Annotated in this window: 13 protein-coding genes; 4 read left to right on the top strand and 9 right to left on the bottom strand. The window is 65.4% G+C overall.

The genetic code is table 11. The features are described 5' to 3' along the window. The first annotated feature begins 151 nt into the window (after positions 1-151). Together N7573_RS01605 and N7573_RS01600 are read left to right on the top strand one after the other, a co-directional pair. Positions 152-2,437, top strand: coding sequence for an FdhF/YdeP family oxidoreductase (locus N7573_RS01605; RefSeq protein WP_279912144.1), 2,286 nt, complete (start codon positions 152-154; stop codon positions 2,435-2,437). A 477-nt stretch (positions 2,438-2,914) separates the two neighbouring features. Beyond that, positions 2,915-3,454 (top strand): DUF411 domain-containing protein, encoded by a 540-nt coding sequence (locus tag N7573_RS01600; protein ID WP_279912143.1) that lies wholly within the window; start codon positions 2,915-2,917, stop codon positions 3,452-3,454. A 172-nt stretch (positions 3,455-3,626) separates the two neighbouring features. Here the strand turns inward: N7573_RS01600 and blaL1 are convergent, their stop codons facing one another. The 5 genes from blaL1 to N7573_RS01575 form a co-directional block, all read right to left on the bottom strand. After that, positions 3,627-4,502: a L1 family subclass B3 metallo-beta-lactamase gene (gene blaL1, locus N7573_RS01595; RefSeq protein ID WP_279912142.1), complete on the bottom strand. Its 876-nt coding sequence runs from the start codon at positions 4,500-4,502 to the stop codon at positions 3,627-3,629. 115 nt (positions 4,503-4,617) lie between these two features. Then, the gene (locus tag N7573_RS01590) at positions 4,618-6,069 is read right to left on the bottom strand and encodes a P-loop NTPase fold protein (protein ID WP_088026126.1); all 1,452 of its coding nucleotides are present in this window, start codon (positions 6,067-6,069) and stop codon (positions 4,618-4,620) included. A 93-nt stretch (positions 6,070-6,162) separates the two neighbouring features. Continuing rightward, positions 6,163-8,592: a TonB-dependent receptor gene (locus N7573_RS01585; protein WP_279912141.1), complete on the bottom strand. Its 2,430-nt coding sequence runs from the start codon at positions 8,590-8,592 to the stop codon at positions 6,163-6,165. Positions 8,593-8,663: 71 nt separating this feature from the next. Beyond that, entirely contained in the window at positions 8,664-9,515 is an 852-nt protein-coding gene (locus tag N7573_RS01580) for a FecR domain-containing protein (RefSeq protein ID WP_049422184.1), read from the bottom strand. Further along, complete coding sequence (locus N7573_RS01575; protein WP_279912140.1) at positions 9,512-10,036, bottom strand: RNA polymerase sigma factor; 525 nt, start codon at positions 10,034-10,036, stop codon at positions 9,512-9,514. Before N7573_RS01575 ends, N7573_RS01580 begins: the two co-directional genes overlap by 4 nt. A gap of 203 nt (positions 10,037-10,239) precedes the next feature. Here N7573_RS01575 and N7573_RS01570 point away from each other — a divergent pair, with 203 nt between their 5' ends. After that, a complete protein-coding gene (locus N7573_RS01570; protein WP_006369821.1) occupies positions 10,240-10,506 on the top strand; it encodes a hypothetical protein in 267 nt (88 codons plus the stop codon). A gap of 9 nt (positions 10,507-10,515) precedes the next feature. Beyond that, positions 10,516-11,688: a low temperature requirement protein A gene (locus tag N7573_RS01565; protein WP_279912139.1), complete on the top strand. Its 1,173-nt coding sequence runs from the start codon at positions 10,516-10,518 to the stop codon at positions 11,686-11,688. Between the two features lie 111 nt (positions 11,689-11,799). Here the strand turns inward: N7573_RS01565 and N7573_RS01560 are convergent, their stop codons facing one another. From N7573_RS01560 to N7573_RS01545, 4 genes are all read right to left on the bottom strand, one after another. Then, on the bottom strand, positions 11,800-12,345 hold the full coding sequence (locus tag N7573_RS01560; RefSeq protein WP_279912138.1) for a DUF1697 domain-containing protein: 546 nt from the start codon (positions 12,343-12,345) through the stop codon (positions 11,800-11,802). After that, positions 12,342-12,983 carry a response regulator transcription factor gene (locus tag N7573_RS01555; RefSeq protein WP_279912137.1) on the bottom strand — a complete coding sequence of 214 codons (642 nt, stop codon included), beginning with the start codon at positions 12,981-12,983 and terminating at the stop codon, positions 12,342-12,344. The genes N7573_RS01560 and N7573_RS01555 overlap by 4 nt, the downstream gene beginning before the upstream one ends. Next, a complete protein-coding gene (locus tag N7573_RS01550) occupies positions 12,976-14,031 on the bottom strand; it encodes an ATP-binding protein (RefSeq protein WP_279912136.1) in 1,056 nt (351 codons plus the stop codon). The genes N7573_RS01555 and N7573_RS01550 overlap by 8 nt, the downstream gene beginning before the upstream one ends. 290 nt (positions 14,032-14,321) lie before the next feature. After that, positions 14,322-15,059: an MgtC/SapB family protein gene (locus N7573_RS01545; protein WP_279912135.1), complete on the bottom strand. Its 738-nt coding sequence runs from the start codon at positions 15,057-15,059 to the stop codon at positions 14,322-14,324. Between the last annotated feature and the right edge of the window lie 29 nt (positions 15,060-15,088).

The following is a 15,088-nucleotide window of genomic DNA, read 5'->3' as shown; positions in this document are numbered from 1 at the left end:
GTTGCCATGGCAGGCTGCGCTGAAAACAGCGTTTGCCTCTGGCGAAGCGGCCTTGTCCGTGCTTGACTGCGGGGCTGGCCGCGCTCCAGACGCCGTATCCGGCCCATCCCGCGCCGTTGATTGTTGTGCTCCTCCCGCCAGGTTCCCGAACATGTCCGAGCAGAAGCCGCCGCGTTACAAGCCCTACAACCAGCCGGCCGGTGGCTGGGGTGCCGCCGGCGCCACGGCCAAGGTGCTGTTGCAGCAGAGTGTGATCGGCAAGGGCTCGAAGGCGCTGCTGGCGATGAACCAGCCCGGTGGCTTCAAGTGCCCCAGCTGTGCGTTCCCCGATGCCGACGAGCGCAAGAAACTGGAATTCTGCGAGAACGGTGCCAAGGCGCTGGCCTGGGAAGCCACCCAGTTCCGTGCTGGCCGCGAGCTGTTCGCCCAGCACACGGTCACCGAGCTGATGGCGCAGACCGACTACTGGCTGGAGATGCAGGGCCGGCTGACCGAGCCGATGCGCTACGACGCGTCCACCGATCATTACGTTCCGTGCAGCTGGGACGAGGCGTTTGCCTTGATTGGCCGTCATCTGCAGGCGCTGGACAGCCCGCACCAGGCTGAGTTCTACACCTCCGGCCGCACGCCCAACGAAGCCGCGTTCCTGTATTCGATCTTCGTGCGCGAGTTCGGCACCAACAATTTCCCGGACTGCTCGAACATGTGCCACGAGCCGACCAGTCGCGGCCTGCCGCCGGCCATCGGCGTGGGCAAGGGCACCATCGTGCTGCAGGATTTCGAGCACGCTGAGGCGATCTTCGTGATCGGCCAGAACACCGGCACCAACTCGCCGCGGATGATGAGCAACCTGGTCGAGGCGCGCAAACGCGGCATCCCGATCGTGGCGGTCAACCCGATGCCCGAGCGTGCGCTGATCCGTTTCGCCGAACCGCAGGACATGGTGCAGATGGCCACGTTCGGTTCGACCGAGATCACCAGTGAGTTCGTGCACATCCGCATCGGCGGCGACCTGGCCCTGATCAAGGGCATGATGAAGGTGATGTTCGAGCGCGAAGCGCAGGGCGAGCGCGTGCTTGACCATGAGTTCCTGTCAGAACACACGGTGGGCCTGGAGGCGCTACGCGAAGACGTGCTGGCGCAGGACTGGGACGAGATCGTGGAGGTCTCCGGCATCACCCAGGCGCAGATCCGCCGCTGCGCCGAGATCTACATCCGCTCCAAGGCCACGGTGATCTGCTATGGCATGGGCCTGACCCAGCATCAGTATGGTTCGACCCTGCTGCAGCAGGTGGCCAACCTGCTGTTGCTGCGTGGCAACTTCGGCAAGCCCGGTGCCGGCATCGGGCCGATCCGTGGCCATTCCAACGTGCAGGGCGACCGTACCGTCGGCATCGACGAGAAACCCAAGCCGGCCTATCTGGACCGCGTGCAGCAGGTATTCGGCTTCGATCCGCCGCGCGAGCACGGTCATCACGTGGTCGAATCCATCGAGGCGATGCTGGACGGCAGCGCCAAGGTGTTCATCGGTATGGGCGGCAACTTCATCCACGCCGTGCCCGATACGCCGCGCGCGTACGAAGCCATGCGCGGCCTGGAGCTGACGGTGGGCATCGCCACCAAGCTCAATCGCGGTCACCTGGTGCACGGCCGCGATGCCTTGATCCTGCCGGTAGTCGCGCGTTCGGAGCGCATCGTCACGCCTGCCGGCGAGCAGTTCGTCACCATCGAGGACGCGATGTCGAACGTGACCGCTTCGCGCGGCGTGCTCGAGCCGGTCAGCACGGACGTGCTCCCGGAGGTCGAGATCGTCTGTCGCATGGCGCTGGCAACATTGCCGCACAGCAAGGTCGACTGGGCGGGGTGCATGCATGACTACGCACCCATCCGCGAGCTGATTGCGGCGGTGTATCCGGAGATCTACACCGGCTTCAACGAGCGGATCCAGCAGCCGCACGGCTTCCACCTGGACATTCCGCCGCGCCGCCGGGTGTGGCCCACGCCCAACGGCAAGGCCAACATCCTGGTGATGCCAGGCCTGGACGTGGACGCGCCGGTGGACGATCCCGGGATGCTGCGGTTGGCCACGGTGCGCTCGCACGACCAGTACAACACCACCATCTACAGCTACAACGACCGCTACCGCGGCGTGTACAACGACCGCATGGTGCTGTTCATGAACATCGAGGACCGGCTGGCGCGCGGGCTGGAGAAGGAGGCGTTGGTCTGCCTGGAGACGATCAGTGGCGACGGAGTGCAGCGGCGCATCGAGGGCCTGACCGTGCTGGACTACCCGATGCCGCGCGGCGCGCTGGCCGGTTACTACCCGGAACTGAACCCGTTGTTGCCGCTGGACTACTACGACCGGGTCAGCGGTACCCCAGCGGCCAAGTCGATCCCGGTGCGGATGAGCGCAATGGTGGCGGCGATTGCGTGACCGGCGCATCGGCTATCATTGTCGGGTGAACCTGCCTGGCCTGCTGCTGCGATGGATGCTTCTCCTTGCCCTGGTGCTGAATGCACCGGCGCTTGCGGTTGCCTCATCCTCGTACGCGGCGCAGTCCAACGCGGAGCATTGCGCCGCACCGCATTCCGCTGCCATGGCCGGATGCTGCGACGAGGCAGCATCTACGGTCTGCCAGAGCAATGAGTGCGAATGCCCGCCGGCCAGCGTCGGCATGCTGGCCACCCTGAGCGGAACGCCGGCGTCACCCTGGCGTGAGGCACCTTTACCAGCCAGCGCCCAGCAACGCGCACCGCCGCCGTTGCCGGATCCGCTACGGCCTCCCATCGTGTGATTCCCTGCAGGCCTCAAGCGCCTGCCGTAGCTGCTCGACTCATTCTCGACTCTGCCTGTGCCTTCGATGCGCAGGCTGCGGGCCGCGTTGCCCGCATCTGCAAAGGAATCAACACCATGAACCGTTCTCTCTCCCTCGGCCTGCTGCTGGGCACCGTGCTGGTCAGCACCGCCTGCGCACGTGCAGCTGAAGAATCGCCTGCCGCACCGGTTGCCAGCCAAGCCCCGGCGGCACCGATCAAGGCCAGCCCGTCGCAGGTGGATCCGGCACTGCCCATTGCCATCGTGCACAAGACCGCCAGCTGTGGCTGCTGCGGCATCTGGGTCGACCACCTGAAGGCCGAAGGCTTCCAGGTGGATGTTCGCGATACCGATGACATGAACCCGATCAAGGTCCGGCTGGGTGTGCCGGTCGGCAAGGCGTCCTGCCACACCGCCGAGATCGGTGGCTACGTGGTTGAAGGCCATATCCCGGCCGAAGACATCAAGCGACTGCTGGCGGAGCGGCCGGCCGCGCGCGGCCTGGTGTTGCCGGGCATGCCGGCCGGCTCGCCGGGCATGGAAATGCCGGACGGCTACGTGCAGCCGTACACCGTTGAACTGGTGCGCAACGATGGCACCACCGAGCCGTTTGCCCAGCACGGCCAGGGCGGCTGATGGTCACGGGTGCCGGTCGTATTGACCGGCACCCTTCCACGCGTCCTGTGTAGAGCCTAGCCCACGCTCGGCTTGCTCTTTGTAGAGTCGAGCCCACACTCGACTTGCTTTTTTGTAGAGTCGAGCTTGCTCGACTGCTCTGCTTCAGTCGAGCAAGCTCGACGCTACAGAATCAGCGGGCGCGGGCTGTTTCCTTGGCCAGCTGTGCGTCGAACTTCTGTTCGGCCGCATCCGCGTAGGCCTTGCAGGTCAGTGCCTTGGCGCTGGCCTTGCTGCCGGAGGCGTAGTCCCAGTTGCTGGCACCAGGATGAGGGGTCAGCAACACGTCACAGGGCAACGCCCGCACCGTCGCGAAGCTGCGTTTGTAGTCATCGACCAGGCGCGGATAGCGCGCATTGCCCTGCAGCTGGTAGCCCGGTGCACTCAGGCTGTCGGCATAGGCGATGCGCACCGGCTTGCCCTCGCGGGTATCGCTCCAGGTCCACGCGGTGCTGCCCGGGGTGTGCCCGGGCATGAAGTGCGCTGTGAATTCGATGCCGCCCACCTCGACCACCTCGCCATCCATCACGATGCGGTCTGCACTGGCAGGCGGGTAGGTGATGCCATCGCCGAAGTGCAGATCGTCGCTGCCACCGCGCGCCAGCAGCACCGCCGATTCGGCGTTGGCCGCTACTTTGGCGCCCGTACGGCGCTTCAGCTCCGCCACCGGCCCGGCATGGTCGGCGTGTGCGTGGCTAAGCAGGATCAACCGCAGGTCCTGCGGTGCCACGCCGCGTGCCTTCATGTTGTCGAGCAGGTGGCCGGCCATCTGTGGCATGCCGCCGTCGAGCAGCACCGCGCCCTCGGCGGTCTGCACCAGCAGTGCGGTCAGGTTCTCGGTGCCGATCTGCCAGGTGTGGTCGGCGATCTGTAGTGGTGCCATCGGCTGCAGCCAGGATGCATCCACGGTATAGGCGCGCAGTTGTGGCAGCGGTGCCTCGGCGGCCGCGCAGGCTTGGGCGATCGGCAGTGCAGCAGCCAGGGTGATGGCGAGCAGGGAAGAGAGCATTGTCCAAGTCCGTTTGAAGGAGGTCCAGAAACTAGCACTGAAGCTACTGCCTGCGAATCAAAAGGATCTTCTGGTATCCATTAGATATTCTTGGGTCTGCCCCGAAAGCACGGCCCTATGCCGAGAGACGGACAAACGAGGAGGCGTAAGTGTAGATGTCAAATTCACGCCGATGAAGCCTCGCGGCAAGCATCAAAAGCGCGAGATTTGGCTTTCCTGAGCGGAGACTGTTCTGGTAACTCTTTAGGAGGGTGGAGGAGATAGTTCTCTTCTCAGGTTCATCATCCAGCGATATGACCACACGGGTTTCGAGGGTCGCTGAGATTGCGTCCCAATGTGATGCGACTCTTACTCTTTGGAGAAGTGCCATGTCATCCTCAGCTTTCGATGTTTGGAGGAGGATGGTCCTTGTCCCGTCCACGATTGCTTTGAAAGAACTGGGGTGGCCGAAGCGAAGGCATGCCAAAAAGCAGTCGACGACAGGTAGTAGCTCATTCTCACGTTCCCGGGTATGAACGTATGCCGATATCATGGTCATGGCTTGTTCTTGGTCGCGCAGTGTCAATGAGAAGCACTGGGAAAATGCAGGGAATGCATCCAAGTATTCTCCTTTGAGCATTTGCCTGCCGCTGACTCGCATGGCATTGACAACAAACTCTAGGTGGTTGCTTGCTTGGACATATGGCTTCTCAGGCATGATGGGGTCAATGTCTGGAAGAATTGACTCTGATGCCAAGTTCTTCGCAAAGACTATAGGGTTCGGTGGGGCTAGGTGGAACTCATAGTCGAAGAACTTCCTAAGGTATAGCTCCCCGTCCACATGGGCGCCGTAAACGGATTTAACCGCTGCGGGAAGGTTTCCTCGATCTGTGGCGATAAGAAACGAAATTCCGGGGACATCAAAGTAGTGCTTAATTCGTTCTAGAGTTCTGATGGCATGATCGGGCCGGCATCGATCAAGTTCATCGATAATTAGTAGCATTGGAGCAGGTTTTCGGTTTCGGCCTCGACCGGTCATGAGGCACCTCGCCTCAATTAAGACATCTCTAAAGTCCTTCTCTGCCGAACTGCGATCCTTCTGCATGTCAAGGAGCCGCTCGGCAAAGGCGCCCGCAGATCGGAGTACATCGCCACTGCCGGGAGTGTGGAGATCAGCAACAATCGAAGTCGCTGGAAGCATGATCTTGGAGCCGAATTTCGCAAGCCTTGATATACAGCTGTCCACGTCACTTGCGAGATGACCTTCCTCCTTTTTGAACTTCTCAAGATGCAATGAAAGTTCGGCAATTATGGCGACGAGCGGATCAGAGCAGTCGTCTGTTTTCCATGCATCAATCCGAATGGTGGGTATGTCTTTGGCCGTCTTTATATGCAGAGCCAGTCGCCTGAGAAATACGGTTTTCCCGCTGCCCCACGGAGATTGCAGCGAGACCACCAATGGAGCGTCTGTGCTGGAAGCGATCAGTCGGGCGAGCATCTCACCTTCGGCCTCGCGGTTGAAGGGATCATCGTACCAAGGCGCCGATTCGTCGATTTTTGGCCCAGTGGCTTTCCTGAGTAGCGTCATCCTTGATCCTTCGAGTTACTGGTGTAATGGGTGATAGTACAAGCCTTAATCTTGGCTGTTCCAGCGCCTAGGTAGGCGCTGGAACACGTTGCCTCAGTACCGGTACTGCCACCCCAGCGTCACCACCCGGCCACGGCCCGAGAAATAGCTCGGGTTCGACGGTGTGGTCTGCGAGTAGTAGCTGATGTACTGCTTGTTCGCCAGGTTCTGCACGCCCAGCGTGAAGGCGTGCTTGTCCAGCACGTAGCGGGCCACAAGGTCCACCGTGGTGTAACCCTTGAACTCCGCCACCCGCGCGCCACGCAGGTCGAAGTCGCGGTCGAAGGCGTGGCTGGCCTGCAGGCGGGTGCTCAGCTGTGGTGTCCAGCTCTGCTCCCAGAACGCGGTCAGCCGGTTCGGCGCGATGTTGACACCGGCCAGGTCGCTGTCGAGGCGGCCGTCGACGTCGGCATCGTAGCGGCCGTTGGCGCGTGCATAACCCAGGCCCAGCCGGCTGTCGCCCAGGCGCAGGCGCAGGTTGCTTTCGAAGCCCTCCACGCGGGTGGCTTGGCGCTGCACCGCATAGGCGTCGATGCCCGGATCGTAGATCAGCACCGAGCCCAGCTTGGATTCGGAGGTGTAGTAGGCGATGTCACCGCTGAAACGACCATCGTCGTACTCCAGGCCGATCTCGCGGTTGTCCGACACCACCGGTGACAGGTCGATGAGATTGTCCACGCGCTGGCCGTCGCGATTGATTGCACGCAGCACACGGCCGACGTCGGCCACGGTGTAGCCTTCCGAATACGAGGCGTAGGCGTTGAGGCGATCGTTGATGTACCAGACCGCGCCGAAGTTGGGCAGGGTCTCGCTCATGGTCGGCTTGCCGCCAGCCACCTTGCGTGCGCCGTAGCGGGGCAGGGTGGTGTAGTTGCCTACTTCCAGCTCGCCCTTTTCGTAGCGCAGGCCGCCGGACAGCATCAGGTGGTCGGTTGGCCACCAGTGCAGCTGCAGCAGCGGCGACAGGCTTTGATAGGTGGTCTGCGGTACCCAGTTCATGCCGCTGGCCAGCAGCACCTGGTGGGTGCGGTCGCGCAAGCCGTCCAGGCCCAGGGTCACGTCCAGCGTGGTGTCGGCGATGCGGGCCCAGCTCTGGGTCAGCTTGAAGCCGCGCTTGTCCGATTCGTTCTGGGTCTGGTCCCAGGCGGCGTTGGCGCCGGTGTTGCCCCACGGGTCCCACTGGCTGGCGCCATAACGGCCTTCGAAGTCCACCGCGAAGGCCTGCGCCTGGAAGCGGCCACCAAGCAGATCGGCGGCGCTGTAGTCCAGCGTCAACGAACGCGAGCGGTTCATCGGCGGCTCCAACGGGGTATCGCCGGGCACCGAAATGGTCGGGCGACCGGTGCGGTAATCACCGTTCACCGCCAGGTAGTTGTCCAGCCCGCGCAGCTCGTAGCGGTTGGCCATCAGCTGCAGGCGGTGGCCCTCGGCAATGTTCCAGCCCAGCTTGGCGAACACGTTCGACGAGGTCGAATCCATCAGTTCGCCCTGCGCGTTGGTACCGATCGAACGGCCCTCGCCGTCGTGGTAAAGGCCTTGCTTCTCATACGCCAGGCCGGCCACCAGATCGAACTGCTCGCCGCGCACGCCGACCAGTGCCGAGCCGCGCTGGCCATTGTCATCGCGGCGGCTGGGCAGGGCTGAGCTGTAGCTGACGTTGGTGTCGAGCAGGAAGGCGCCGGGCTCGCTGGGCGCGCTGCGGGTGATGATGTTGACGATGCCACCGGTACCGCCGATGCCCTGCAGCGCGTTGGCGCCGTGGATGACCTCGATGCGTTCGATCATCGCCGGATCGATGGTGTGCGAATCACGTGAGCCATCGCGCAGCGGCGTCGACTGCGGCACGCCGTCGACCATGTACAGGATGCCGCGGCCACGCATGGTTTCGCCGTAGTTGGACATCTTTTCGCGCGCCGGTGCGAATGCCGGAATCTGCGACGACAGCACACGCGAGACATCCGAACCCAGTGCCAGCTGCTGGGCAATGTCTTCGCGGGTCAGCACGGTGATGGTGTTCGGCATGGCGGTCTCGCCCTGTGGCATGCGCGCGGTCGAGGCCGATACCGTGACGCGGGCCAGCGAAGTGGTCGTGGCAGGGGACGCTGCCGATGACGCGGCCCGGGCCGGAGCGCGGGGCTTGGGGGATGCTGGTGCGGCACTCACCACGAACACCCCCGGTGAGCGCTCCTGCATCGCCAGGCCTTGCCCGGCCAGCAGGCGCTGCAGGGCGTCGTGCGGGGTGTAGCGGCCGTCGAGGGCGGGCGCGTTGCGGCCGCTCACGCTGTCGGCGGCGAACAGCAGCTGGATGCCACTCTGCCGCGCCAGCGAGTTGAGCGAAGCCTGCAGCGGGCCGGCCGGCAGGTGCAGTTCGACGGGTGCGGACGCAGCGGTCTGCGCGGTGGCGGGCAGCGCCGCACACAGGCAGGCGGCGAGCAGGGTGGGGGCCAGCCGGCGCAGTGCGGCGGGCGGAACAGGGCGGGTCATGCGGGGGTCCTTCGGAAGGGTTCAAGCACTTGCCGGATGGGACGGCGCGCAACCCACCCTCGGCGTAGCAATCAATCGCGGGCGCGCAGATGCAGGCTGCCGTCGGCGGCGGTATGCACCTGGACCGGCAGGATCTCCGGCAACAGCGCGACCGCCGTCTCGGCACGATCGGCATCGAACACGCCCGACACCTGCAGCGGACCCAGTGCCGGGTCGTCCAGCACGATCGGACGGTCGTGATAGCGCTGCAGGATGCGCAGCACCTCGCTCAGTGGCATGCGGTCGAACTGCAGCCGGCCGGTGGTCCAGTCGGCCCGGTCCGGATCCACGGCTTCCGGCGGAGACAGCGACCCCGGCTGGGCCAGCAGGCGCTGCCCCGGCTTCAGCCGCTGCTCGGTGCCGCCGCCATCCACGCTGACACCGACCTCGCCGCGCCACAGCGTGACTTCGCTGAGATCGCCCTGGCGGTCAACATCGAACACCGTGCCGTAGTTGCGTACCTGTACCGGCCCGGCATCGACCTGGAAGCGGCGCCACGCCGAATGCTGCACCTCGAAGCGCGCATGGCCCTGCGCCAGCAGCACCTGCCGCGAACGCAGATGGCGACGGACCTGCAGGTGGGTTCCCGCGTCGAGCAGCACGCGGCTGCCGTCCGGCAGCTCGATGTCGCGGCGCTCGCCGACGGCGGTCTGGTAGTCACGCACCTGCCAGGCCGGGTCGGCCAGCAGCAGCGCGGCAGCCGCCAGCAACAGCACCGGCAGTACCCGTTTCGCGCCAGATCCGCCGCGCCGCCGCTGCAACTGCTCCGGGCCTGGCAACGGGAAACGCTCCTTCAGTGCCTCCCGGTGTTGGTCGAGCATGTCCTCGGCGGACGGTTCGGCGGGCGCCGACGGCGGTGCCGGATCGGGTGATGCAGGGCTCACCGCAGCGCACCGTGCAGCCGGCAGTCGGCCATGGCCAGGCGCAGATGACGTTCCACCGCCTTCAGGCCGATGCCCATCCGCTGCGCCACCTCGGCCTGGGGCAGCTCGTGGATCTTGTGCAGGATGAACACCTGCTGCCGCCGGCAGGGCATGCGCTCGATGCTGGCGGTCAGCCGCTGCAGCGCCTGCTGGCCCTGCGCCTGGCGCTCGGGTCCGGGGCGCTCGCAGGCGCCTTCGGGAAGCTCGGCGCGGGGCTCCACCCAGTGCCGGCGCAGATCCTCGGCGCGGCAGCGGTCGACCGCCGCATCGTGGGCGATCCTGCGCAGCAGCGCGATCGGTTGGCGGGCGTCATGCACGGCCGGACGTTCCAGCAGGCGTAGACAGACATCGTGCACCACTTCGCGGGCCAGCCCGGGCGAGCGGAACCGGCGATGCAGGTAGTCCACCAGTTCCTCGTAGTGGCGCACCGGCGAGGTCACCAGCGGCAGCGCAGGTGGGCGGGGAAGTGTCGGCTGGGACATCCGGACGGGCAGCAAGGGTGAAAGGCGGGTGCCGGGAGGTCATCCCTGCGTAATGACGCAATACTAATGGGAACTGTTCTCGTTTGCCATGCCGCGATCGCCAGGGCGATTGTTCGCCGCGTCTGGAAAGTGAATCCACGATCATCGGCTGGAGCGCAGAATCGCCCACGGCTAGCCTGCCTGCAGGCTCAAGGAGGTGGACCATGCATGTGCTTCTGGTGATGGTGGGCGGCATTGTGCTGTTGGGAGTGTTCCTGTTGTTCGGACGGCTGTGGAGCGTAGGCACCTCACAGCTGCCCACGGCCCTTATCGCGTTCATTGCCACCTGGCTGTTGGTGACGGTGGCCAACCTGTGGGTGGGCGTCAGCAAGGCCGGCTACGGGATGCGCGAAGAACTGCCGATCCTGCTGCTGGTATTCGCGGTGCCGGCCCTGCTGGCCGGTCTGCTCTACTGGCGCCTGGCGCGCTGAAGGACAGCCATGAGCACACGACTGCGATTACCGGCCCTGCGCCAGCGCGACGGCCACCATGCGCGCGTGACTTACGAAGAGCTGTTCTTCGACCTGGTCTACGTGTTCGCGGTCACCCAGCTCAGCCACCACCTGCTGCACCACCTGGACCTGGCCGGCGTGCTGCAGACCCTGGTGCTGTGGTTTGCGGTGTGGCTGGGCTGGCAGTACGCCTGCTGGGTCAGCAACTGGTTCGATCCGGAAGCACCGCGCATCCGTGGCCTGCTGTTTGCCACCATGCTGTTGGCCTTGCTGATGTCCTCGTCCATTCCCGAGGCGTTCGCTGACCGCGCCTGGGTGTTTGCCGGGGCCTACGCCACCATGCAGGTCGGGCGCACCGCCTTCGTGTTGCTGGAGGTCGGTCGCACGCACCCACTGGCACCGAACTTCCGCCGCATGCTGGCCTGGGTGAGCGTGTCGGCCTGCTTCTGGCTGGCAGGTGCGGCAGCCGAGGGCAATACGCGGTTGGCGCTGTGGGCGGTGGCCGTGGCGTGCGAATACGTCTCACCGATGTTCGGCTTCGCGTTCCCGGGGCTGGGCCGTTCGCACACCCGCGAGTGGACCATCGAGGGCGGGCACCTGGCCGAGCGCTGCCAGCTGTTCGTCATCGTCGCGCTGGGCGAGACGCTGCTGGCGACCGGTGGCGTGCTCAGCGAGGTCGAACAGTGGAGTGGGGCAGTGGTGTCGGCGGTGCTGGCAACGTTCGCCGGCACGATCGCCATGTGGTGGCTGTACTTCGGCATCTCCAGCCGCGACGCCACCGAGGCCATCAGCCATGCCGAAGACCCGGGCCGGATGGGCGCCAACTTCCACTATGTGCACGCGTTGCTGATCGCAGGGATCATCGCGACGGCGGTGGGCAATGACCTGGTCATGGACCACCCGCACGCTGCGGTGACGCCGGTGTATGCGGCCGTGCTGGTGGCCGGCCCGTTGATCTACCTGCTGGGCAGCGCGCTGTACAAGCGGGTGGTATACGGGCGTGCACCGTACTCGCATCTGATCGGTGCGGTGGCACTGGGCGTGATGGGTTTCGTATTGCCGCAGACCCATCTGCTGACCGCCGGTTGGTTGACCAGCGCGGTGCTGCTGGCGGTGGGGTTGATGGATACGCGGTTGAAGCACCGCCTGCAACGGGCGTGATCTTGTCCGGTATCCAGCCCGTGCCGGGTAGAGTCGACTGTTAGTCGACTGCTCTTCCACAAGGTTGCGGAAAATCCCGCGCTGCGCGCGATAGTCGACTGACAGTCGACTCTACCGCCGCCCTCTACCGTCTGTGGTGACCTGGCCGAGTGCGGCGGCCATTGCCGCAAGCTTGCCGACCGTGTTGAGGTTGCGGGCGGTGCCCTGCTGGGCATAGGGAACCCGCAGGCGTGAGTCGGCCATGCCGTCGCCATAGTGGACGAAGATCTCGCGGGTACCCAGCGCCAGCTGCTCATCGCGCAGGCCGGTCACCCCGGCCAAGGGATCCGTGGGCAGTGCCTCATCCACGAACAGCGCGACCACGCGATTGCCGGCGGCATGCGGAAACGGATTGCGGGCGGCAACCGCTGCGATCTCGGCTGCGGAGCGCACCAATACACCCACCGGTTTTCCGGCATAGGCCTGCAGCCGTTGGTCAAGGGCTTTCCGCACGCCGGCTTCGCCAAGTCCGCTGCGGAACACCACGTTGCCGCTGGCGATATAGGTGCGGACGTCGGTGAAGCCGGCGTCTTCGCACATCGCCACCAGTTCAACCATCGGCAGCTTGCCGGTACCTCCGACATTGACTGCTCGCAGCAGTGCGACATGCACGCTCATGGGGAACCTGCCTGCAAGCGGTCATACATCCGCACCAGGTCGACCAGGGTACGCGCGCCCATTTTGCGCATCACCTGTGCGCGGCGCACCTTCACAGTGATCTCGCTGACCCCGAGGTCTCCGGCGATCTGCTTGTTGAGGCGGCCGCGCACCACACCGTCGACCACCTCGCGCTCGCCGGGGGTGAGAGTGTTCCAGCGCTGCTGCAGGGCGTCCAGCGCCTCGCCGTCACGGCGGCGCTGGCGGTCGATCTCGATGCCCTTGTGGATCGCATCCAGCAGTTCCTGGTCACGGAACGGCTTGGTCAGGAACTCGATGGCACCGTCCTTGATCGCGTTGACACCCATTGCGATATCGCCGTGGCCGGTGATGAACACCACCGGCAGCTGCAGGCCGTGGCTGCCCATCGTGCGATGGAACTCCAGCCCGCTCTGGCCGGGCATGCGCACGTCCAGCACCAGGCAGGCCGGTGCATCTTCCAGTTCGTGTTCGAGGAACGCCTGGGTGGAGGCGAAGGCCCGTACCTGCAGGCCCATCGAGGCGAGCAGGTCTTCCAGCGCGGCGCGCACCGACGGATCGTCGTCGATCACGTAGACGATGGGTGCCGGGTCGGTGATGGGTGCAGCGGGCTTACGCATGGGGGAGTTCCGTGGCGATGGGCAGGTCGAACACAAAGCAGGCGCCGCCACCTGCCGGTCGTTCGGCGCGGATCTGGCCGTCGTTGGCCTCGATCATCGACCTGCTCAGGCTCAATCCCAGTCCGAGTCCGTGTGATTTGGTGGTCCAGAACGCATCGAACACACGCTCGGGATGATCGGCGGGCAGGCCGACACCACGGTCGCGTACGCTGAGGCTGATCCGCTGTCCGTCGCGTTGGGTCAACAGGGACAGGCGGCGATCGGCAGCCGGCACTGCTTCCATCGCGTCCACCGCATTGAGGATCAGGTTGCCGATCACCTGCTGCACCTGTACGCGATCGGCTTGCACCAGCGGCAGGTCGGCATCGAGCAGCAGGGCCACGGCCACGCCGTGTTGGTCGAGCTCGCTGCGCGACAGCGCCAGCATTTCCTCCACCGCCTGGTTCAGGTCGAACGCGCGTCGTTCCGGTGCCGCACCCTGGGTCAGGCCGCGGATGCGGGCGATCACGTCACCGGCGCGATGGGCATCGGCCAGGATGCGGGCCACGGTCTGCCGTGCCTTGTCCACGTTCGGTGGGTCCTGCGCCAGCCAGCGCTGGCAGGCTTCGGCGCTGCTGGCGATGGCCGCCAGCGGCTGGTTCACTTCATGTGCGATGGAGGTGGTCAGCTCGCCCACGGTCGACGCGCGCGCTACCCGCAGCAGCCGGCCCTGTGCTTCCTGCACCGCGGCCTTGGCCGCCTCCATCTTCAACGCGAGGTAGGTGGTGATGCCGATCACCAGCATGCCGATCACCGAATTGACCAGGCCGATGCGGTAGGTGCCGAAGCGGGTGAGGAAGAAGCTCAGGGCGGTGAGTGCGATGCAGGCGATGGCCAGGCTGATCAGCCCGCGCGCGGCCAGTACGCGCGATGCGGCAAGGATGACCGCTGCGTAGAAGCAGGCGGCGGCGACCGCGTAATCGGTGACGGTGTCAACCAGGAAGATCGCCGCCATCACGACGATCAGGGCCAGCAGCACCAGAGGGCGGCGGGGCGACAGCGATGGCATCGGAACGGCTCCCGGGCGTGGGGGGAAAGGATAGCAAAGCCGCCATTGGTGGATGCCGACCGGTAGTGCCGGCCGCTGGCCGGCAGCTGCAGGATTGTGCCGACCAAGGTCGGCACCTACCAGAGCGGTGCATGAGGGCTGTTGGTAGATGCCGACCTTGGTCGGCAGGCTCTGGCAGGAGTCATGGCATCTGATGGATCTGTGCCGACCAAGGTCGGCACCTACCAAGCGGTGCACGATGTTGCCGGCGTCCATGAGGTTGCCGGCCAGCGGCCGGCACTACCGAGCGGCTACTCCTCCAGGCTGGCGTTCCAGAACCCCTGCAGCACGCCGGGGGTGGTCGCCAGCGTGGCCAGCACCGCATCCAGTTCACCGGCATCGACCGTGGTGGCATACAGCACCGCTTCAATCGCCACATCGCGCTCTCCGAACGGGCGCTGGTCCACCGCGCGCACCGGGTAGTGCGCCTGTTCCAGCAGCAGCAACAGCTGGTCCAGCACCTCGGCCTGCTGCTCACGCTGGCAGACCACGTTGATCGCATAGGTTGCTTCGCTGAACGCTTCCGGCAGTGGCTGCCGCTGGATGCGGTTCACCACCGGCCGCAGCAGGGTGTTGGCGGCCAGCACGAACACCGCCGCCAGCACCGCCTCCGGCAGCAGCTTGATGCCCGCGCAGGCACCCACCGCCGCCGAGCCCCACAGGGTGGCGGCGGTATTGAGGCCGGACACCTGCGCACCGTCCTTCATGATCGCACCGGCGCCGAGGAAGCCGACGCCGGAGATCACATAGGCCACCACATGCAGCGGTGAGGGCGGGCCGCCATACAGGTCATGGAAGCGCACGGCCAGGTCGACGAACACCGCCGCACCTATCGCCACCAGCGTATTGGTACGCAGGCCGGCGGTGCGTTGGCGCAGCTGCCGTTCCAGGCCGATGGCCGTGCCCAGCACGAACGCCACCGACAGGCTGATCAGCGAGCTCAGGGTTGCGCCGGCGTTGAACGCCGGCAGGTTCGGATTGATGTCCATTGTGTTTCTCCCTGGACCAGGCGGCGGGC

Origin of the sequence: Stenotrophomonas sp. GD04054 (assembly GCF_029836955.1) — a bacterium.
Lineage (GTDB): Bacteria > Pseudomonadota > Gammaproteobacteria > Xanthomonadales > Xanthomonadaceae > Stenotrophomonas > Stenotrophomonas maltophilia_A.
Note: the sequence above shows the minus strand (reverse complement) of the source record. Positions and strands in the feature narration are given on the sequence as shown.